The following is a 24,121-nucleotide window of genomic DNA, read 5'->3' on the forward strand; positions in this document are numbered from 1 at the left end:
GCTTGGCTTCCGGACGGCAACATCGAATATCTGGGCCGGATCGACCACCAAGTGAAAATCCGCGGGTACCGGATCGAACTGGACGAAATCGAGACGCAGTTGCTGAAGATCGCCGCTGTGCAAGAAGCCAAGGTGCTCGACCGCGACGACGCGAACGGCCAAAAGCAGCTTGTCGCTTACTACGTCGCGGAAACGAGGCTGGCGGCGCATGAACTCAAGGAGGAGCTCGCCAAGCAGCTTCCAGGGTATATGATTCCTTCGCACCTCGTGCAGCTTTCGCGGATGCCGCTGACCCCCAACGGGAAAATCGACCGTAAAACGCTGCCCGCGCCGGAGGAATCCGCGGTCAGAGGAGCGGAATATGTTGCGCCGAGAACGCTGCTCGAAATGAAGATCGCCCGCGTCTGGCAGGATACGCTTGGCGTTCCACAGGTCGGCGTAAAGGATAACTTTTTTGAGTTGGGCGGCAATTCGTTAAGTCTGATGAGGCTCGTTCAAGCCGTTTACGATGAAACGGGCATTGAGATACCGCTGAACCGCCAATTCCATCATGTAACCGTTGAAGCCATGGCTTTCGGAGAGGGGGATCTGGGCCTGGATAATGGGGGAGACTCCTTCATTAAGCTGAATAAAGCAGGAGATCTGAACGTGTTCTGCTTCCCTCCGGGCAGCGGCTTCGGCATAGGTTACCGGGAGCTCGCAAGCAGGCTCGACGGCCGATTCGTGCTTTACGGCATTGATTTTATCGACGATGCCGCTGATTACGAGACCATGCTGAACCGTTATGTGGACGAGATCGTCCGCATCCAGCCCGAAGGACCTTACGTGCTGCTCGGCTACTGCTTCGGGGGCAACCTGACGTTCGAGGTAGCCAAAACGATGGAGAAAAGAGGGTATTCCGTAACGGACGTACTCATGGTGGACTCGTGGATTAAGGACATGCTGACGCCATCCGAAACGTCAGAGAAAGAGCTTGAAGAAATGCTTGCCGATTTCGACGAAGAAGAGAAGGAATTAATGAGCAACCAGCTTGTGCGGGAGCGGGTTCATCAGAAGGTCAAAGCGACTTTGGCGTACGAAGCGCAGCTTATTAACTCCGGCACGATCCCGGCCCGGATTTACGAATTGATTGCGAAGGACAGCGAAGCGTTCCGCTTGGAGCACCAATTGCCATCCTGGCGGGGGGCAACGACGCAAGCTTACGCCGATTACCGGCTGGAGGGCGCGCACGAGGAATTGCTGGAACTCGCGCGCGTGGACGAAACGGCCGTTGTCATCCGGGATATCTTAGAGCAAGTCAAGCGGCAGATCGAAGCGGAGGCCGGGGTACTGCATGGAAGCTGACCGACAGCCGTCTGTTCAAGAACAAGGCACAGCGGCGCCTTCCAAGCGCCAAACCGCTTACGCCACCTGGAAAGCGTTCCGCTGGCTGATGTCCTATGTAAGCCGTCACAAAGGCTGGATGATCGTCGGTACCTTGTCCGCAATTGCCGCCGCCGTTATTGAGATATGGACGGGAAGTTTGATCGAGCAGCTGACCACCCAGGCCGAGAAGGGGGCGGGGCCACTCGTTCTGCAAATCGTATACACGGTCTTTGTGGTCATCTTGATCGGTGTACCGGCGAAGTTTTTCATGAGCTTCGGTGTGGAGCGAAGCAGCGCCTCTGCGGTGCAGGATATCCGCAACCACGTCATGCGTCATATCGGCAAACTCCCGGTCTCCTATTTGGAAAAGCAGCACTCGGGCGACGTGTTGTCGCGGATCAACAACGACCTGCAGCTTATCCAGCAGTTTATGATTCGGGACCTTGCCCAGTGGTTTTATCATCCGCTATTGTTCATCGGCTGTTTTGCTTATTTGATCTACCTCCAATGGGAGCTGATGCTGTCCAGCCTGCTGTTGTTTCCCGTGGCGCTGCTGGTTTCCCAATGGATTGGCAAGCAGTTGGAGCGGTTGACGGAGGAAGCCCAGGCAAACATGGGCCGAATGAACGTTAACCTCCAGGATACGCTTGGGGGTATGCCTATTGTGAAAAGCTACCTGCTATCCGGCATGTTATCTCGCTCCTACCAAGTGATGCTGCAATTGACGGCCCAAAAAAAGCTGGCTGTGAAAAAGCGGGAAGCCTGGGTCAACCCCCTGCTTTCCACGCTGATGATCAGCCCGATCATTTTTGCCGTCAGTTACGGAAGCTATTTGATCTACAACGGGCAGCTAGGCGCGGGAGCGCTGATCGCCTTCCTGTACTTGCTGAATCTGTGTCTGGAGCCTCTGGAGCATATACCCGAGCTCATCACGCGGACGTTCGAAATGGCCGGTGCCCTGAGAAGGGTCTCCGAAATCGTCGAGCAGCCGACCGAAACGGAAAATGGCCGTTCGCTGCCGAAAGCGAGCACCGCCCCCATCGAGTTTCAGAACGTAACCTTCGGGTATGAGGAGAGCTCCCCGATCCTTCGGAATGTTAGCTTCTCGGTGCCGGAAGGGAAGACGATCGCGCTTGTCGGAGCGAGCGGCGGAGGGAAGAGCACGGTGATTAAGCTTGTATGCGGATTTTATCCGCTTCCGGAGGATCAGGGTGAGATCCGCGTGTTCGGCAGCCGGATCGACGGCGCCGATCCGGAGCAGCTTCGGTCGCATTTTTCCGTGGTAACCCAGGATTCATATTTGTTTAGCGGCACGATCGCCGAAAATATCGGCTACGGGCGGGAAGAAGCGTCGATGGACGAGATTATCGAAGCCGCCAAAGCCGCTCAGGCGCATTCCTTCATTATGCAGCTTGAGGGCGGATACCAGACGTATGTCGGAGAGCGCGGAGGCTTTTTGTCCGGCGGGCAGCGCCAGCGCATTGCAATGGCCCGGGCTTTTCTGAAGGATGCTCCCGTTCTGCTGCTGGACGAGCCAACGTCGGCTCTTGATCCGGAGTCGGAAAGCGCGGTTCAGGAAGCGCTGGGCGTATTGATGAAGAATAGAACGACCATGGTTATTGCCCACCGGCTTTCTACAGTACAAAACGCCGACGAAATTTGGGTCATGGAACAAGGAAATATTGTGGAAAAGGGCACTCATGAACAATTGCTGGAGAGGAAGGGACTATACGCCCAGTCGTACTACCAGGAATTTACCGAGTCTGCCGAATGCAGGGAGGTGGCGTACACATGAAAAAGGGCGGATGGCTCTCGCAAGTGAAAGAACTCGGATACTTGCTGACCTTTATGAACCGCAAGCGCAAAACCCAGTACGCCATTGGCCTGGCCGTGACGGCGCTCTCCCAGACATTGTTCCTGATCGCCTTCAGTTTGGTCGTACATAACTTGGTTGATTTCGCCGTGTCCCGAGATACGTCCCTAATGGTGGAAGCCTTTATTATTTTGGGCGCGGTGCTGTTCCTGGAAAATGTGATTTCTCCCTGGTTCATTTACTTATACCAGCGCAGTGTCGAACTGACTGTGCTGAATATACGCAAACGTCTTTATGACAAGCTGTGCCGGGTGCGGCTGAGATTCCTGGAGCAGACGCACCATGGGGACTTGCTGTCGCGGGTGAACAACGACGTAACGACCGTTGAGTTTACATTCTCGCAGGTTTACTTCGTTTTGCTGCTTCAAGTTGTGTTTTGCATCGGCTCCATTGTCTCCATGGTGTTGATCGATTGGCGGTTTGCCGGCGTATCCTTCGTCATTCTGCTGCTGTCCTCCGTGGTCAGCCTGAAATTTGCGCGGGATATTCGCGCCTTGTCCGAACAAGGCTTGCAAACGCTCGGTAAAATGACCGAGAAATTCAAAGATTTTATGGGCGGTATTCAAATTGTGAAGCTGTTCCGCATCCGCACGATTTACGGCCAGTTCGAGGCGTTGAACGAACAAATGACGCAGACGCTTCGGCAAACCGCGCAGAAGAACGGCATGCAGGCTGCGGTGAACCATTTTATCAGCTACGTCACGTTCTGCGGCATCATCGTCATCGGCAGTCTTCTTTATGCCTACGGACTGATGGGAATGGGAAGCGTCGCCGCCCTTGCGGTTCTGCAAGTGAATCTGACGCACGCCTTGTTGAACTTAGGCGTGGTTCTGTCGATGACCCAAAATTCGCTCGCGGGCGCTCACCGGATTCAGGAGGTACTAAGAGAGGAAGAGGAACCGGAGCGTTTGGGATCTCCTCACAGCGAGCTTGTGTCGGAGGCTGCGGTGGAGTTTCGCGATGTGGAGTTTTCCTATCAGGCGGATAAAAAGGTGCTTGTCGACATGTCCATGCAGGTGTTTCCCGGCCAGGTCGCTGCTATCGTGGGGGCCAGCGGCAGCGGAAAAAGTACGCTGATCAAGCTGCTGCTCGGCTTTTATCCTGTGGACAGCGGAGAAATCCTGCTCCAAGGGAAACCGTTCAGCCATTACACGCTTGATGAAATCCGCAGGAAGATTGCATACGTTCCGCAGGAGCCGTTCTTGTTTACCGGCACGATTGAGGAAAATATCCGCTACGGCAACCCGGATGCAACGGATGAAGAAGTGATCGAAGCAGCCAAAGCGGCGTACGCTCACCGTTTCATTCAGGAACTTCCTGAACAGTATAAAACGCCAGTGGGAGAGCGAGGAGCGTCGTTGTCGGGCGGACAAAGGCAGCGAATTGCGATTGCCCGGGCGATTCTCAAAAACGCCCCGATTCTGCTGCTGGACGAAGCGACTTCCGCGCTGGATAACGAATCCCAGCATTGGGTACAGCAGGCCCTGAATGTATTGATGAAGGGGCGCACCACCATTCTGATCGCGCACCGTCTCAGCACCGTGGAACATGCGGATTTGATTACCGTCATGGACCAAGGGACGGTCGTCGAACGGGGCTGCCATCAGGACCTGCTGGCGCTCGGGGGGTATTACGCCCGGCTGTACGGCGGGCGGATTCCTAGGTACAAATCCTATCTATAAGTGCGTGTTCAAAAAGTCAGATTTTCAGCACCGAGAAGGTTGTGAGAACCCGAAGAAGGAGTAGCGGAGTGTAGGCAAAACTACATGAGCAACGGACTTCGAGGGTGAACGCAAGATTCGATGTCGAATAAACTTCCTGTGACACTTCGTGATCAAAACATGACTTTTTTGAACAACCTCTTTAAAGAATCTCTAAAACGGGAGTGTGTCGATGTGAGAGAGAATACCAACGAGCAATACGGATTAACGCAAGCCCAGCGTCGAATATGGTTCATGGAAATTATGAATCCGGGAACGTCCATCACGATGCTTTCCGCGACCTACCAGATTACGGGCCAGATCGACACACAGCTTCTGGAGCAAGCTGCGGCGGAGATCGTCAAAACCTATGACGCTTTCCGAATCCGCATTAGCGGAGATTTGCAAAATCCAACGCAGTGGTTCGAAGAGCCGGAGAATGTCCAAGCTAGGATAAGCCGCCTCGAAATAGGCACAACCGAACAATTCTATGCTTGGGTGAAAGAAGTAAGCGAAAAACCGGCCAGCGTGTTCGACGAACACCTCCACCAATTTACGATTATCCACTTTGCGAACGGCCATGTATGGCTCAATTTGACGGTAAATCATATTATCGCCGACGGCTTGTCCGTCAATGCTTTGCTGCATGCGGTGATGGAAAAATACCTGGAACTGCGCAAAGGCATCTCCAGCAGTTATCAGGCCCCATCCTATCTGGATTATATTTCCGCGGAGTGTGAATATGAGCAATCGGAGCGTTATCAAAAAGGCAAGGAATACTGGCTGACGAAGTACAACACTTTGCCAGAAACGACCGGCATTAAATCGTATCCGCCATTCGCGATCGGCAGTGAATCCAATAAACGGGCCATCACTTTGGACGGTTCCCGGTATGAACGCATTCTGGCCTTCAGCGAACAATATCAGGTCAGCATATATACGTTATTTCTGTCCGCCATGTACACCTTATTGTACAAGCTGACCGATAGCACCGATATTCCGGTCGGCACGGTGTTCGCCAATCGCACCAGCAAGAAGGAAAAAGAAACGATCGGCATGTTCGTCAGTACCGTGGCCACGCGGATTCGTCTGAATCCAGACGGGCACGTGCTCTCCTTGATCCAAACAGTTTCCAAGGAAAATACGGCGGATTTGCGGTATCAGAAATACCCTTATAACCAATTGATCCAGGATTTACGCGAACAACACGGCCGCAACGATCTTTCGGGGCTGTTCCGCACGTCTCTGGAATATCTGCCTTTGAAAATCGTGGAGTACGAAGAAATCAAAGTACGCTTGGAGACTCACTTCGCTAGGCATGAGATGGACGATTTGCTGCTGCGCTTCGACCATATGCTGAATGAAGGTCATGTCATTCTCCATGCTTCCTATCGTACCGGCCTGTTCGAGACGGCCGAGATTGATCGGATTATGGAACAGTATATAACCGTTCTGGACCAGTTTCTTCAGACTCCCGAACTGCCGGTACGCGAGATTTCTCTGCTGAGCGATGAGGAGAGACACCGCATTCTGGGCGTTTTTAACCCGCCGATGACAGAGCTGAACGAGGGAGAAGCATTTCATCGGTATGTTGAAAAGTTTGCCCGGGAAATTCCGGATCATCCGGCAGTCGTCTACATGGACAAGCAGCTGACCTACGGCGAATTGAACGAACGCGCCGAGCGGCTGGCTTCTCTCCTTCGCGAACAGGGCGTGGGAAGGGAGACGATTACGGGGATCTGGGCGGAGCGTTCGGTGGACCTGCTGGTCGGGGTGCTCGCCGTTTGGAAAGCCGGCGGAGCCTATGTACCGCTGGATCCCGATTATCCGGTGGAGCGGATTGAATACATGCTCAGCGATAGCGGTGCATCGGTACTGCTTACGCAGCGTCATCTGTTGGAGCGGGCCGGAGGTTGGTTGGCCGATGACCGGCTGAAACTTCAAGCTGTCTATGCCATGGACGATGAACAGATTTATAACAGGGATGCCTTAGCCGTGGAATTTGAATCTGCCGATAGTGCCCCGCAAGACTTGGCTTATGTGATTTACACCTCGGGTACGACGGGACGCCCGAAAGGCGTCATGATCGAGCACGGTAGTCTCGTGAATACGGCGGATGCGTACCGTCGCGAGTACCGGTTGGATCAGTTCCCGGTGCGGCTGCTGCAGTTGGCCAGCTTTTCGTTTGACGTGTTTGTCGGAGACATCGCGCGGACGCTGTATAACGGAGGTACGATGGTGATTGTGCCGAAGGATGACCGGATTGACCCGAACCGCTTATACGGCTGGATTCGGGAGCAAAACATTACGGTATTCGAATCGACGCCTGCGCTCATCCTGCCATTCATGCAGCATATTTATGAAGAAGGGCTGGACGTTAGCTCCATGCAGTTGCTGATTACCAGCTCGGATGCTTGCAGTGTCAACGATTACCGATTGCTGCAGGAAAGATTCGGCGGACAATTCCGCATCATCAATAGCTATGGCGTTACCGAAGCGGCCATTGACAGCAGCTTTTACAGTGAGCCGCTGGATAAGCTGCCGCCGTCGGGTCATGTGCCGATCGGCAAAGCTTGGCTGAACGCCCGGTTTTACATTGTCGATGCCGCGTTAAATCCGGTTCCTGTAGGGGTTCCGGGCGAGCTTGTCATCGGCGGCGCCGGGGTGGCGCGCGGGTACTGGAACCGTCCGGACCTAACCGCCGAGAAATTTGCGGACAGCCCGTTTGTGCCGGGCGAACGTCTGTACCGGACAGGCGATTTGGCCCGCTGGCTGGAAGACGGCAACGTCGACTTCATCGGCCGGATCGACTATCAGGTGAAAATTCGCGGGTTCCGGATTGAACTCGGTGAAATTGAAACGGCCCTGCTGCGTTTCCCGGGCGTCAAGCAGGCTGTGGTGACCGACCGTACGGATGAGCAGGGGCAAAAGTATTTGTGCGGCTACGTGGCGGCGGATACTTCCTTGCAGCTGAGCGATCTGCTGTCCCAATTGAAGCAAGAGCTGCCGACCCATATGGTCCCGGCCCGGCTGGTGTCTCTTGATAAGCTTCCACTTACTCCGAACGGCAAAATTGATCGTAAAGCGCTGCCTGAACCGACCGGAGAGGTAGAAGCAGGCCGTGAGTATGTGGCTCCTCGCACAACGCTGGAAACAAGACTTGCTCTCATTTGGCAGCAGGTGCTGGGTATTGCGCGAGTTGGAGTCGAAGACGATTTCTTTGACCTGGGTGGTCATTCCTTGCGAGCCTCCACGCTGGTTTCCAAGATTCGGAAAGAGCTGCAAGTCGAGGTTCCGCTGCGGGACGTTTTCCGCTACACCACGATCAAACAGCTGGCCCAAAGAATCGGCGGTTTAAAGCAGCAGGAGACGTATGAAATTACAAAGGCGGCTGAGGCCGAGTACTATCCGGTTTCATCCGAGCAAAAGCGTCTGTACGTACTGCGCCAGCTTGACGGGGCAGAGCGCAGCTACAATATGTCGGCGGCGCTTCTTCTCGAAGGTAAGCTGGATCGCACGCGCGTAGAGCACGCATTCCGGGCGCTGATTCAGCGCCATGAGACGCTGCGTACCGGGATTGAGCAGGTTCAAGGCGAGCTTGTGCAGCGCATCTATGACGAGGTGGAGTTTTCTGTTGATTATTTCCAGGCGAGCGAGCGGGAAGTGGATCAAGTGGTGGAAGCTTACTATCGCCCGTTTGATCTGACCAAGCCGCCACTTTTCCGCATCGGTCTGATCGAAGTCGCCGAGGATCGCCACATTCTGCTGTTCGATATGCACCATATCGTCTCGGACGGCATATCGACAGCGCTGCTCTTCGACGAGTTCAGCCGCCTGTATCGGGGCGAGGAGCTGGCACCGCTGCGCATTCAATACAAAGATTATGCCGTTTGGCAGCATTCCGAAGCTTACGGGCAGATGCTCCAGCCGCAGAAGGAGTACTGGTTGGAACAGCTGTCAGGCGAGCTGCCGATCTTGGAGCTGCCGACGGACTTCCCGCGGCCAGCGGTGCAAAGCTTTGATGGGCGAACCGTGAAGTTTTATATCGGGAAAGAGCGGACGAAGAAGCTGAAGGAGCTGGCGGCACGGACGGGGACGACCCTGTACATGGTGCTGCTGTCGGCTTACTCCATCCTTATGCATAAATATTCGGGTCAGGAAGATCTGATCGTCGGAACGCCGATTGCCGGAAGAACGCAGGAAGAAGTGCAGCCGATCGTAGGAATGTTTATCAATACGCTGGCCATTCGCAGTCGTCCGGAGCGTTCCAAGCCGTACCTTTCGTACCTGGAAGAAATCAAGGACATCACGCTCGGGGCTTTCGAACACCAAAATTATTTGTTCGAAGACTTGGTGGAAAGTCTTCACATTCCGCGCGCGACCGGGCGAAATCCGCTCTTTGATACGTTCTTCTCCCTGCAAAATACGGAGAACGAGCAAATTGTCATTGAGGGGCTGGAGCAATCATTTTATCCGCTGGAAAACCAAACATCCAAGTTCGAGCTGCTCTTGGATATTTCGGAGCTGGATGGTCAGCTCGAATGCCGGTTGGAGTACGCTACGGCTTTGTATAAACAGGAGACCGCGGAACGGTTCGCCAAACATTATGACAAGCTGTTAGAAACCATCGCAGCAGCGCCGGACGGGGATATTGCCTCGCTGGAAATGCTCACGGAGGAGGAAATCCGCGAACTGGTGCGCGGTTTCAACGATTCGGAGGCGGACTACCCGCGGCAGCAGACGATTCACGGCTTGTTCGAAGAGCAGGCGGAGCTTTACCCGGACAACGTGGCCGCCGTCATGAACGAGCGGCAGCTGACCTACCGCGAGCTGAACGAGCGATCCAACCGCCTTGCGCGGAAGCTGCGGGAGACGGGAGTAGAAGCGGACCAACTGGTAGCGATTCTGGCCGAACGCTCGCTCGATATGGTCGTCGGCATTCTGGCGATTCTCAAAGCGGGCGGAGCCTACGTGCCTGTCGATCCCGACTACCCGGAGGAGCGCATCCGCTTCATGATCGAGGATTCGGGCGCGCCGTTATTGCTGATTCAAAAGCATCTGCACGAGAAGACCGACTTCGCAGGAACGCGTCTCGAATTGGATGATTTCGTTTGGGGCGATAGAGGGGCGGACTCCGAAGGTGCGCTGGGTGCTTCGAACCTGGAGCCGATTTCCGGGCCGGACAACCTGGCTTATGTCATCTACACGTCGGGAACGACCGGCAGACCGAAAGGAACGCTGATCGAGCATAAGAACGTCGTGCGCCTCCTGTTCAACGACAAGAACCTGTTCGACTTCGGGCCATCCGACACGTGGACGCTGTTCCACTCGTTCTGCTTCGATTTCTCCGTCTGGGAAATGTACGGAGCGCTGCTGTACGGAGGCAAGCTGGTCATCGTACCGCCGCTCACGGCGAAAAATCCGGCCGAGTTCCTGGCGCTGCTGGGCCGCGAAGAGGTCACGATTTTGAATCAGACGCCAACGTACTTCTACCAGCTGCTGCGTGAGGTCTTGGCGGATCATCCGTACGATCTGCGGATTCGCAACGTCATCTTCGGGGGCGAAGCGCTGAGTCCGCTGCTGCTCAAGGGCTTCAAGACGAAGTACCCGGAGACGAAGCTGATCAATATGTACGGCATTACCGAGACGACAGTTCACGTGACGTATAAGGAAATCACGTGGGTCGAAATGGAGGCGGCGAAGAGCAATATCGGCAAGCCGATCCCGACGCTGAAGGTGTACGTCCTGGATGAAAACCGCCGCCCAGTGCCGATCGGCGTAGCGGGCGAAATGTACGTGGCCGGGGAAGGCCTTGCGAGAGGATACCTGAACCGTCCGGATCTGACGGCGGAGAAGTTCGTCGATTCCCCGTTTGCGGAGGGGGAGAAACTGTACCGCTCGGGCGACTTGGCGGCTTGGCTGCCGGACGGCAACATCGAATACCTGGGCCGGATCGACCACCAGGTCAAAATCCGCGGGTACCGGATCGAGATGGACGAAATCGAGACGCAGCTTCTGAACGTCGAGGGCGTGGAAGAAGCGGTGGTGCTCGCCCGTCAGGACGGCGGGGGCGAGAAGGCGCTTGTCGCCTACTTTGTGGCGGATCGGACACTGACGGTCAGTGAAATGAGAACCTCACTGGCCAAGGAAATGCCGGGGTACATGATCCCGTCGTACTTCGTGCAACTGGAGCGCATGCCGCTGACGACCAACGGCAAAGTGGATCGCAAAGCGCTGCCGGAGCCGCAAGGCGGCTTGCAAACGGGCGTCGAATATGTAGCGCCGCGTAACCGGACGGAGTCCCAGCTTGTGAAGATCTGGGAGGAAGTGCTGGGTTACTCCGGCATTGGAGTTCTGGACAATTTCTTCGAGCTTGGAGGCCACTCCTTGCGGGCAACGAACCTTGTCAGCAAGATTCGGAAGGAAATGAACGTCGAACTTCCGCTGCGCGATGTGTTCCGCTATATGACGGTAGAGTCGATGGCCGGGGCTATTGCCAGCTTGGAGGAAACGCAGCACAGCTCGATTCCGAAAGCGGAAGAGAGAGCGTACTATCCCGTTTCCTCCGCACAAAAAAGGTTGTACGTCCTGCACCAGTTGGATGGCTCGGAGCTGAATTACAACCTCCCAAGCGCCTTGCAATTGGAAGGGGCTTTGAACGAGGCCAAAGTGGAAAAGGCGCTGACTGCTTTGGTGGCCCGGCACGATATGCTGCGCACCGGTTTTGAAATCGTGAATGGGGAGCCAGTACAGCGTATTCATCCGCTCGCAGCTTTCAAGGTCGAGAAGCTTCAAGCAAGCGAAGATCAGGTTGCGGCCATTCTTGAAGACTTTATTCAGCCTTTTGACTTAACCCAGCCGCCTTTGCTGCGCGCCCTGCTGATCGAACTGGAGAAAGAGAAATTCCTGCTTGCGCTGGATATTCATCATATTGGTTCCGACGGCCTTTCCATGGACGTGCTGCTGCGCGAATTCGTGCGGCTTTACAATGGCGAAGAATTGCCGGAGCTGCGGATTCAATACAAGGATTACGCCGTTTGGCAGCAATCCGAGGAACAGCGCCAGCGTATCAAACAGCAGGAGGAATACTGGCGCGGGGTATTCAGCTCCGAGCTTCCGGTTCTTGAGTTGCCTCTCGACTTCTCCCGCCCGGCCGTCCAGCAGTTTGACGGTCGAACGCTCACGTTTACGCTGGATGCAGAGAAAAGCGAAGCTCTCAAACGGCTTGCCGGCGATTCGGGAGTGACGCTTTACATGCTTTTGCTGGCTGCGTACTCCGTATTGCTTCATAAATACGCGGGACAGGAAGATATCGTGGTCGGCACTCCAATTGCCGCCCGTTCTCACGCCGACCTGCAGCCGATTATCGGCATGTTCGTCAATACACTGGCCCTTCGCTTGAGTCCGGCGGCGGAACGGACGTTCCTGGATTACTTGCAGGAAGTGAAGGAAACGACGCTTGGAGCCTACGAGCACCAGGACTATCCGTTTGAGGAGCTGGTGGAAGCTCTTCAGGTGAGCCGGGATTTAAGCCGGAATCCGCTGTTTGACACCATGTTTTCTTTGCAAAAGCACGAAAGCTTGGATTTAACCCTGGAAGGCTTGCAATGGTCGCTGTTTGACATCGAGGAAAAGACGGCAAAGTTTGATCTTAGCTTAGATATCGTGGAAGCCGATAACGAACTGGTTTGCAAGATCGAGTACGCTACCTCGTTGTTTAGACAGGAAACGATGGTACGGCTGGCGGGTCATTACGAGCAGCTTTTAGCGTCGATCCTGGATCAGCCGGGTGCGCGGATTTCGGATTTGGACATATTGACGGACAGCGAAAAGCATGATTTGCTGGTCGGGTTTGACGTGTCGTCTTCGGCTCTTGCGAAGCAATCCGCCGCAGAGGGTACAGGTTTGGAAGCGGATGAGTCGTGGAGAGAGAGGACGTTCCACGAGCTGTTCGAGGAGCAGGCGGAGCGCACTCCTGGAGCGCTGGCGGTTGTCTACGAAGACAGCAAGCTGACGTATGCGGAGCTTAACGCCAAAGCGAATCGTCTGGCATATGCACTGCGGGCGCGCGGAGTGAAGCCGGAGCAGGTGGTCGGCATTCTGGCCGGCCGTTCGGCGGAGCTGTTGATCGGGGTGCTCGCCGTATGGAAAGCGGGCGGCGCTTATGTGCCGCTTGATCCGGATTATCCGGCGGAGCGGATCGAGTATATGCTCACGGACAGCGGGGCGTCGGTTCTGCTCACGCAGACCCGCCTGCTGGAGCAGGCGGAAGTTTGGCGCAGCGACGGAGCTCTAGCGCTGCAAACGGTGCTTGCACTTGATGACGCTGCGACGTACAGCCTCGGAGCGGCGGAAGTGGCTGTGGGCGTACAAGCTTTGGGCGAAGCAGGCGCAGAGGCGGAGGCTTTGGAGCAAGCGGAAACGGCTTCTGCCGAAACGTCAACCACGGCAGAAGCCGAGCAGAACGTACTGGCAGCGGATCTTGCTTCGAATCCGGCGAATGTGAACAAGCCGCGCGATTTGGCTTACGTCATCTACACCTCCGGTACGACTGGCCGTCCGAAGGGCGTGGCGGTGGAACACCGCAGCCTGGTGAACACGGCGGCGGGCTACCGGCGGGACTACCGCCTGGATCAGTTCCCGATCCGGCTGCTGCAACTTGCCAGCTTCTCGTTCGACGTGTTCGTCGGCGACATTGCGCGGACGCTGTACAACGGCGGCACTATGGTCATCGTGCCGAAGGACGACCGGATTGATCCAACCCGCCTCTACGGCTGGATTCGCGACTACGCCGTGACGGTGTTCGAATCGACTCCGGCGCTGATCGTGCCGTTCATGGAGCATGTGTATGCCGAGGGTCTGGATCTCAGCTCGATGCAGTTGCTGGTCACAAGCTCGGATGCGTGCAGCGTAGCGGATTACCGCACCTTGCAGGAGCGCTTCGGCTCGCAGTTCCGTATTATTAACAGCTACGGCGTAACGGAAGCGGCGATTGACTCCAGCTTCTATGACGAGCCGCTGGATAAGCTGCCGAAGACGGGCAGCGTGCCGATTGGGAAAGCGTGGCTGAACGCCAAGTTCTACATCGTGGATGCGAGTCTGAAGCCGGTGCCGATCGGGGTGTTGGGCGAGCTGGTTATCGGCGGAGCGGGTGTGGCCCGCGGTTACTTGAACCGCCCGGATTTGACGGCGGAGAAATTCGTAGACAGCCCGTTCGTTGCAGGGGAGCGGCTGTACCGGACGGGCGACCTGGCGCGCTGGATGCCGGACGGCAACGTGGACTTCATCGGCCGGATCGACAACCAGGTAAAAATTCGCGGCTATCGGATCGAGCTTGGTGAAATTGAAGCGATCATGCAAAATTTTGCCGGCGTGCGTCAAGCGCTTGTTATTGCTCGGACGGATGAACGGGGGCAGAAATATTTGTGCGGGTATGTTGTAGCGGGTTCCAGCTTCGATCTGGAAGGGCTTGTGGCCCATCTGGACGCTGCACTGCCTTCCCATATGGTGCCTTCGCGTATCATGCACCTGGATCAAATGCCGCTTACGCCGAACGGGAAGATCGACCGCAAAGCGCTGCCTGTGCCGGAAGGAAGCATTCGTGCTGAGGCTGCATACACGGCGCCTCGTACTCCTGCTGAGCAAGCACTTGCGTTGGTCTGGCAGTCAGTGCTGGGCGTGGATCAGGTCGGCACGATGGACAATTTCTTTGCGCTCGGCGGCGATTCGATCAAGGCCTTGCAGGTATCGTCCCGTCTTTTGCAAACGGGGTACAAGCTGGTCATGAAAGATTTGTTCCATTATCCGACGATTTCCGCCCTTAGTTTGCAGTTGCAAACGGTGGAGAGAACGGCAAGCCAGGCCGAAGTGACGGGAGAGGTCATCTTGACCCCGATTCAGCGCTGGTTCTTTGAACAAAATCCGGCCGACGTGCATCACAGCAACCAGGCATTCATGCAGTTCTCCAAGCAAGGCTTCGACGAAGAAGCTTTACGCCAAGCGGTGCGTCAACTTATCGTGCATCACGATGCTCTCCGTACGGTTTACCGCCAAACCGAGAGCGGCTATACCGCCTGGAACCGCGGCACCGGGGAGAACGAAGCGCTGTTCGATCTGGAAGTTGTAGATTTCAGGGGAGTCTGCGACGTGAAAGGCGCGGTAGAGGCTAAGGCGAATGATATTCAAGCGAGTATCGATCTGGAAAACGGCCCGCTGGTGAAGCTCGGCTTGTTCCGCTGCGACGACGGCGACCACCTGCTCATCGCGATCCATCACTTGGTCGTAGACGGCGTATCATGGCGGATTCTGCTTGAAGATTTTGCTGCCGGCTATGAGCAGGCGCTGCAAGGGCAGCCGATCCGTCTGCCGCTCAAAACGGATTCATTCCAAACGTGGGCGAAACAGCTCGCTGATTATGCGAACGGTTATGCGAACGATCCGGCGCTGGAAAGCGAAAGAGAGTATTGGCAGCATAACGAGCAATTGACCTATGAGCCGCTTCCGAAAGATTTTGAACAAGGCAGATCCAAGCTGAAGGACAGCGGGCTCGTGACCGTTCGCTGGACGGCGGAGGAAACTGAACAGCTGCTGAAACAGGCACACCGTGCTTACCATACAGAAATGAACGATTTGCTTCTTGCCGCGCTTGGCCTCGCGGTACAAGCTTGGAGCGGCCGGGGACGCGTGCTGGTGAATCTCGAAGGCCACGGCCGGGAAGATATTTTGCCGGATGTGGATATTACACGCACGGTAGGCTGGTTTACAAGCCAATTCCCTGTCGTTCTGGAGCCATGTCACGCCCAGTCGCTCGGTCATCAGGTGAAACAGGTGAAAGAAAGCTTGCGCCGCATTCCGAACAAAGGAATCAGCTATGGCATCCTGCGCTATTTGTCGGCGCCGCGTGACGGCGAGTGCTTTGCTTTGGAGCCGGAGATCAGCTTTAACTATTTGGGTCAGTTCGACCAGGATTACGAAAGCAGCGGCTCGCAGTCGTCTCCGTTCAGCCCGGGCTCCGATTCAAGCCCGAACGCAGTGATGGATTTTGTCCTCGATATCAACGGTATGGTGTCGGAAGGAGTGCTGGAACTCACGATCCGTTATGGGGAAACCCAGTATAAACGGGAAACGGTAGAGCGCCTGGGCACCCTGCTTCAATCGAGCTTGCGTGAAGTCATCAACCATTGCGTATCGAAAGAGCGGCCGGAGCTTACGCCTAGCGACGTACTGCTTCAAGATGTGACGGTGGAGGAACTGGAGCGGTTGGCTGAACATACGGCGGCGCTCGGCGAACTGGAGAATGTATACACCCTGACTCCGCTGCAAAAAGGGATGTTGTTCCACAGCCTGCTGGATGCCGATTCGGAAGCTTACTTCGAACAGGTGACCTTCGATCTGAACGGAAGCCTGAATGTCGAAGCCTTCACCCAAGGATTGGATACGCTGGTGCAGCGGAATGAGGCGCTACGGACCAACTTTATTACCGGCTGGAGGGACGAGCCGATTCAAGTGGTATTCCGCGAGCGGAAGTGTGAAGTGTACTTCGAAGATATTCGCTCGGCAAGCGATGAAGACCCGGAGAAGACGATAGCCGATTTCGTCAGCGCGGATAAAGCGAACAAGTTCGATTTGGCTCAAGGCTCTCTTATGCGCGTGACCGTTTTGCGCACGGGCGACGAATCCTACCATGTGATCTGGAGTCACCATCACATTTTGATGGACGGCTGGTGCATGTCCTTCATGATCAAGGAAGTGTTCGACACCTACTTCGCGTTCCAAGAGAAGCGGACGCTGGAGCTTCCTCCGGTTACCTCGTACTCCCGGTATATCGAATGGCTGGAAGCTCAAGATGCCGCGAAAGCTTCGCGTTACTGGTCCGAGTATTTGGCGGGTTACGATCAGCAGACCAAGCTGCCTCAGGAGAAAACGCAGCTGAAGCAGGGCGCTTTTGAAGCGGCTGAAATCGATGTGGAACTTAGCAAGGAACTGACCGGGCAAATCGAGCGGGTGGCGCGCCAGCAGCAGGTGACGCTTAATACGTTTATGCAGACTGTATGGGGACTGGTTCTGCAGGTATACAACAACAGCGAGGATGTCGTATTCGGCTCCGTTGTATCCGGGCGTCCAGCGGAAATTCCGGGCATCGAAAGCATGATCGGCCTGTTTATCAATACGATCCCGGTTCGTATTCAAGGCAAAGCCGAGGAGACGGTAGCCGATATCTTGAGAAAAACCCAGGATCAAGCGCTGGCATCGGGAGCTTACGAAACGTTCCCGCTGTTCGAAATTCAGTCGCTGAGCGAACAAAAGCGCGACTTGATCAACCATATCATGGTCTTTGAAAATTATCCGATGGAAGAACAAATTGAGCAGGTTGTCGGCGGTGACAAAGAAGCGCTGAAAATCGCTAATATCCAGTCGCCGGAGCAAACGAACTACGACCTGGACATTACCGTCATTCCGGAAGAGCATATTTTGCTGCGGTTTACGTACAATGCGCTGACGTACAGAGAGGAAGACATCAGGCTGATCCACGGTCATTTTGCCCAGGCACTGGAGAAGGTTGCGGCTAACCCGAATATCCGCGTGAATCAGTTGGAGCTTTTGACGGCGGCGGAAAAAGACCAAATTCTCGGTGCGTTTAACCCGGCGCAGCCGGAAGCGGCTCCTGCGGCCGCGTTCCACCGGCTGTTCGAGGAACAGGCGGAGCGCACGCCGGAAGCGGAGGCCGTCGTGTACGAGAACGACCGGCTGACGTATGCGGAGCTGAACGAGCGGGCGAACCGCTTGGCGGCCACGCTGCGCGCAAGCGGCATCGGCCGGGAGACGATCGTCGGCATTCTCGCCGAGCGTTCGATGGATCTGCTGGTGTCCGTGCTGGCCGTCTGGAAAGCGGGCGGGGCGTATGTGCCGCTCGACCCGGATTATCCGGCGGACCGCGTGCGGTTCATGCTTGAAGACAGTGGAGCGAAGGTGCTGCTGACGCAAACGCCGCTGCGAGAACGCGCCGAAGCCTGGCTCGGCGAAGAGGAGCTGGCGCTGGCGGCGGTGCTGTACCTCGACGACGAAGCGTCGTACAGCGAGGAGCGGGGGAATGCGGCGATTGGTTTCGGCATGGTCTCCGGCAAGCTGACGGATGCTGTGGATGACGGCGATGAGAGCCATCCGAATATTGGCATGGGCAGCTTCCATGAAGCCCGTCCGGAGGATCTGGCGTACGTGATCTACACGTCGGGAACGACGGGCAAGCCGAAAGGCGTAATGATCGAGCACCGCAGCCTGGTGAACACGGCGGCGGGCTATCGGCGGGAATACCGGTTGGATCAGTTCCCGGTGCGGCTGCTGCAGCTCGCCAGCTTCTCGTTCGACGTGTTCGTGGGAGATATCGCGCGGACGCTGTACAACGGAGGCACGATGGTGATTGTGCCGAAGGACGACCGGATCGATCCGTCTCGTCTGCACCACTGGATGGAGCGAGAGCGGGTCACCATTTTCGAATCAACGCCGGCGCTGATCGTGCCGTTCTTAGAGTACGTGCACGAGCAGGGGCTGGATATGAGCGGGATGGAGCTGTTGATCACGAGTTCGGACAGCTGCAGCGTGGCGGATTACCGGACCTTGCAGGAACGCTTCGGCTCGTTGTTCCGAATCATCAATGCTTATGGCGTGACGGAAGCGGCGATCGACTCCAGCTTCTACGACGAGGAGCTGACGAAGCTGCCGCAGACAGGCCATGTGCCGATCGGTAAAGCGTGGCTGAATGCGAAATTCTACATTGTGGACGCGCATCTGAACCCGGTGCCGGTCGGGGTGCTGGGCGAGCTGGTCATTGGCGGAGTCGGGGTAGCACGCGGGTACTTGAACCGTCCGGAGCTGACGGAAGAGAAGTTCGTAGACAGTCCGTTCGCCGCGGGAGAGCGGCTGTACCGCACGGGAGACTTGGCGCGGTGGATGGAGGACGGGAACGTGGACTTCATCGGCCGGATCGACAACCAGGCGAAAATCCGGGGCTACCGGATTGAGACGGGCGAAGTCGAAGCGAAGATGCTGAGTGTAGGTGGCGTGAAGGAAGCGGTCGTTGTCGTCAGGGAAGATCAAGAAGGTCAGAAAGCTTTGTGCGCTTATTATACAGCGGAAGAAGGCTTGACGGCGGCTGACCTGAAGCGTGCGATTTCCAGCGAGCTGCCGGGGTACATGATCCCGTCGTACTTCGTGGAGCTGGAGCGCCTGCCTCTGACGCCGAACGGGAAAATCGATCGGAAGGCGCTGCCGGCGCCGGAAGGGGGAGCAGGCGGAGGCCGCGAATACGTGGCGCCGCGCACCGAACTGGAGGCGAAGCTGGCCGCCATTTGGCAGGAGGTGCTTGTTCGGGAGAAGGCGGTAGGCGTAACGGACAACTTCTTTGACCTCGGCGGACACTCCCTGCGGGCGACGACGCTGGTCAGCAAAATGCATAAGGAGCTAGGCATTGAATTCCCGCTTCGCGACGTATTCCGCTACTCGACGGTTGAGGAAATGGCCGCGGCTATGGAGCGGCTGGAGATCGGCTCGTTCACAGCTATTCCGGCTGCGGAACCTAGCGAGTATTATCCGCTATCTTCCGCTCAGAAACGTCTCTATATCTTGAACCAGTTGGAAGGAGGCGAGCTGAGCTACAACATACCGGGAGCTATGCTGCTCGAAGGGGAGCTCGACCGGCAGCGGTTTGCAGAAGCGTTCTGCGGGCTCGTAGCTCGTCATGAAACGCTGCGTACCGGCTTTGAGATGGTAAAAGGCGAAGCGGTTCAGCGGATTTACGAAGAAGCCGCCTTCCAGGTGGAATATGTGCAGATCAGCGGGGAGCAGGCGGAAGAAACGGTGCGCCAATTCGTTCGTCCGTTTGATCTGGCGAAGCCGCCGCTTCTGCGTGTAGGCCTTGCCGAACTGGCGCCGGACCGGCACATTCTGATGTTCGATACGCATCATATCGTATCTGACGGCGTTTCGATGGATGTACTGATCGAAGAGTTCGTCCGCTTGTACAGCGGGGAGCCGTTGGAGCCGCTCCGCATTCAGTACAAAGATTATGCGGTATGGCAGCAATCGGACGAGCAGAAAGCTCAGCTTGCCAAGCAGGAAGCCTACTGGCTCGACATGTTCCGCGGAGAACTGCCGGTTTTGGAATTGCCGACGGACTACCCGCGCCCGGCTATGCAGAGCTACGAGGGCCGCACACTGCAATTGTTTATGAATAAGGAGAAAAGCGAGGGTCTGAAACGGCTTGCAGCCGAGAACGGCGCAACGCTTTACATGGTTCTGCTTGCTGGGTATACAATTTTATTGCATAAATATACAAGACAAGAAGACGTGGTGGTCGGTACGCCGATTGCGGGAAGAAATCACAGCGACGTTCAGCCGCTGATCGGAATGTTCGTCAATACTCTGGCCATCCGCAGTTATCCGGCTGCCGGTAAGACGTTCCTTGACTACTTGAAGGAAATCAAGGAGACGACGCTGGGCGCTTTTGAACATCAGAATTATCCGTTTGAGGAACTGGTGGGTAAGGTGAACGTAGCTCGTGATTTAAGCCGCAATCCGCTGTTCGATACGATGTTTGCTTTGCAGAATACAGAGAATTTGGAAATCCAGCTTCCCGGACTCCATTTGTCGACGTATGCCAGCGAAGAAATTGTTTCTAAATTCGATCTCAGCTTGGACGTCACGGAGATCGAGGAAGGCTTGGAGTATCTGTTTGAATACGCCACTGCTCTTTATAAAACCGAAACGGTGGAGAAATTGGCCGCTCACTACTTGCAGCTGCTTGAATCCATTCTCCGCAACCCGTCGGCGACTATTGCCGAGCTGGGCATTTTGACACCGGCGGAAAAAGAGCAAATTCTCGGCGCGTTCAACCCGGTGCAGCCGGAAGCGGCTCCTGTGGCGGCGTTCCACCGGCTGTTCGAGGAACAGGCGGAGCGCACGCCGGAAGCGGAGGCCGTCGTGTACGAGGACGACCGGCTGACGTATGCGGAGCTGAACGAGCGGGCGAACCGCTTGGCGGCCACGCTGCGCGCAAGCGGCATCGGCCGGGAGACGATCGTCGGCATTCTCGCCGAGCGTTCGGTGGACTTGCTGGTGGCCGTGCTGGCCGTCTGGAAAGCGGGCGGGGCGTATGTGCCGCTCGACCCGGATTATCCGGCGGACCGCCTGCGGTTCATGCTTGAAGACAGCGGAGCGAAGGTACTGTTGACGCAAATGCCGCTGCGAGAGCGCGCCGAAGCCTGGCTTGGCGGAGAGGAGCGGGCGCTGGCGGCGGTGCTGTACCTCGACGACGAAGCGTCGTACAGCGAGGAGCGGGCGAATGCGGCGATTGGCTCCGTCATTGGCTCCGGCAAGCTGACGGATGCTGTGGATGACGGCGATGAGACCCATGCGAATGTTGACATGGGCAGCTTCCATGAAGCCCGTGCGGAGGATCTGGCGTATGTGATCTACACGTCGGGAACGACGGGCAAGCCGAAGGGCGTGATGATCGAGCACCGCAGTCTGGTGAACACGGCGGCGGGCTACCGGCGGGAATACCGGTTGGATCAGTTCCCGGTGCGCCTGCTGCAGCTCGCAAGCTTCTCGTTTGACGTGTTCGTGGGAGATATCGCGCGGACGCTGTATAACGGAGGCACGATGGTGATTGTGCCGAAGGACGACCGGATCGATCCGTCTCGTCTGCACTACTGGATGGAGCAGGAGCGGGTCACCATCTTCGAATCGACGCCGGCGCTGATCGTGCCGTTCATGGAGTACGTGCACGATCAGCGGTTGGATATGAGCGGGATGGAGCTGTTGATCACGAGCTCGGACAGCTGCAGCGTGGCGGATTACCGGACCTTGCAGGAACGCTTCGGCTCATTGTTCCGGATCATCAACGCCTACGGCGTGACGGAAGCAGCGATCGACTCCAGTTTCTACGACGAGCCGCTGACGAAGCTGCCGCAGACAGGCCATGTGCCGATCGGCAAAGCGTGGCTGAATGCGAAATTCTACATTGTGGATGCGCATCTAAACCCGGTGCCGGTCGGGGTGCTGGGCGAGCTGGTCATTGGCGGAGTCGGGGTAGCACGCGGGTACTTGAACCGTCCGGACCTGACGGAAGAGAAGTTCGTAGACAGTCCGTTCTCCGCGGGCGAGCGGCTGTACCGCACGGGAGACTTGGCGCGGTGGATGGAGGACGGCAATGTGGACTTCATCGGCCGGATCGACAACCAGGCGAAAATCCGAGGCTACCGGATCGAGACGGGCGAGATCGAGTCGCAGCTGCTGCGGGTGGAAGGCGTGCGCGAAGCGGTGGTGCTGGTTCGAAGTGACGCGAACGGGCAGAAAGCGCTGTGCGCGTACTACACAACGGATGGCGAACTGACGGCGGCAGATCTGAAACGGGCGATTTCCAGCGAGCTGCCGGGTTACATGATCCCGTCGTACTTCGTGGAGCTGGAGCGCCTGCCTCTGACGCCGAACGGGAAAATTGACCGGAAGGCGCTGCCGACGCCGGAAGGGGGAGCAAGCGCAGGCCGCGAATACGTGGCGCCGCGCACCGAACTGGAGGCGAAACTGGTCGCTATCTGGCAGGACGTGCTCGGGCCGGTCACGATTGGCGTGACGGACAACTTCTTCGATCTCGGCGGGCACTCCCTGCGGGCGACGACGCTGGTCAGCAAGGTGCACAAGGAGCTGAGCGTGGACCTGCCGCTGCGCGATGTGTTCCGGCACTCGACCATCGAAGCGATGGCCGAAGCGATCAGCCAATTGGAGCGACAGGAACACCTCTCCATTCCGGTTCTGGAGAAGAGGGATTACTATCCGCTTTCCTCCGTGCAAAAACGGCTGTACATCCAGCAGCAGATGGAAGGCGCCGAGCTTAGCTACAACATGTCCGGCATGACGGTTCTCGTCGGGCGCTTGGAACGAAATCAATTCGAGGCGGCGCTCAAAGGATTGATCGCTCGTCACGAAATTTTGCGAACCGGCTTCGAAATGGTCGACGGCGTACCGGTACAACGGATTTATCCGGACTTGAAGTTTGCCGTCGAGTATACGAAAGTGACGGAAAGTGAAACGAAGAGCATCGTAGACGGCTTTGTACGTGTCTTTGATTTGGAGCGGCCGCCGCTGCTGCGTGTGGGCTTAGTCGAATGGGAAGCGGAACGGCATCTGCTTATGCTGGACATTCATCATATCGTCACGGATGGCATGTCGATGGGCATCTTCGTCGAAGAGCTGCTGCGCCTGTATAACGGCGAGACGCTGGAACCGCTTCGGATTCAATACAAGGAATTCGCCGCTTGGCAGCAGTCCGAACCTGTAAAAGAGCGGCTGAAACGTCAGGAAGCCTACTGGCTGGACGTGTTGGAAGGCGAACTGCCGACGCTTGAACTGCCTACGGACTTTGTCAGACCTGCCGCTCGCAGCTTTAAGGGAGATGTGGTGCCTTTCAGCATCGACAAGCAGATGACCGACAGCTTGCAGCGCATCGCCGATGAGAACGGTGCCACCCTTTATATGGTGTTATCGGCAGCCTATTCAATCCTGCTCAGCAAGTACTCGGGACAAGAAGACTTCATTGTAGGCACGCCGGTTTCGGGCCGCACACATGCCGACCTGGAGCCGCTCATCGGAATGTTTGTCAACACTTTGGCGATTCGCCATTATCCGTCCGGGGAGAAGACGTTCCTCGCTTACTTGAACGAAGTCAAGGAAACGATGCTGGGGGCCTACGACCACCAGGATTATCCGTTCGAGGAGCTTGTGAAAAAGCTGCAGGTTCCGCGAGATCAAAGCCGCAATCCTGTATTCGATGTCGTGTTTGCTCTGGAAACCAAGGAAGATAACGTTCAAAACTTCGGGGATATCAAGATCGAATCTTATCCGGAAACGCATACGGTTTCCCAATTTGATCTTACCTTGGTCATTTCGTTGCTGGATGAGGGAATGAACGGGCAGTTTGAATATGCCACCAAGTTGTTCACACGCAATCTGATCGACAATTTCGCTCAGAACCTGCTCGTAATCATCACTCAAATTTGCGAACAGCCTTCGGTGCTGTTGAAGGATATTTCCCTGAACGGGCAATCCGAACAGGAGCAAGATGTGCTAGAGGTCATTGATATTATTTTCTAATCCCTTACCCGGCTTGGGTGTATGCCGTATTTCTCTC

General features: G+C 56.3%; 4 protein-coding genes. All 4 read left to right on the forward strand.

Translation table 11 applies throughout. The features are described 5' to 3' along the window. The coding region (locus NO352_RS06930; RefSeq protein ID WP_483311816.1) for a thioesterase domain-containing protein at positions 1-1,344 on the forward strand (1,344 nt) is incomplete at its 5' end. Then, a complete protein-coding gene (locus NO352_RS06935) occupies positions 1,334-3,160 on the forward strand; it encodes an ABC transporter ATP-binding protein (protein WP_268623061.1) in 1,827 nt (608 codons plus the stop codon). The genes NO352_RS06930 and NO352_RS06935, both read left to right, overlap by 11 nt. Beyond that, positions 3,157-4,920, forward strand: a complete 1,764-nt coding sequence (locus NO352_RS06940) for an ABC transporter ATP-binding protein (protein ID WP_289355186.1) — start codon at positions 3,157-3,159, stop codon at positions 4,918-4,920. Before NO352_RS06935 ends, NO352_RS06940 begins: the two co-directional genes overlap by 4 nt. Positions 4,921-5,133: 213 nt before the next feature. Then, on the forward strand, positions 5,134-24,084 hold the full coding sequence (locus NO352_RS06945) for a non-ribosomal peptide synthetase (RefSeq protein ID WP_483311818.1): 18,951 nt from the start codon (positions 5,134-5,136) through the stop codon (positions 24,082-24,084). The last annotated feature ends 37 nt before the right edge of the window (positions 24,085-24,121 follow it).

Source organism: Paenibacillus sp. S-12 (assembly GCF_030363895.1).
GTDB classification, from domain to species: domain Bacteria; phylum Bacillota; class Bacilli; order Paenibacillales; family Paenibacillaceae; genus Paenibacillus_B; species Paenibacillus_B alvei.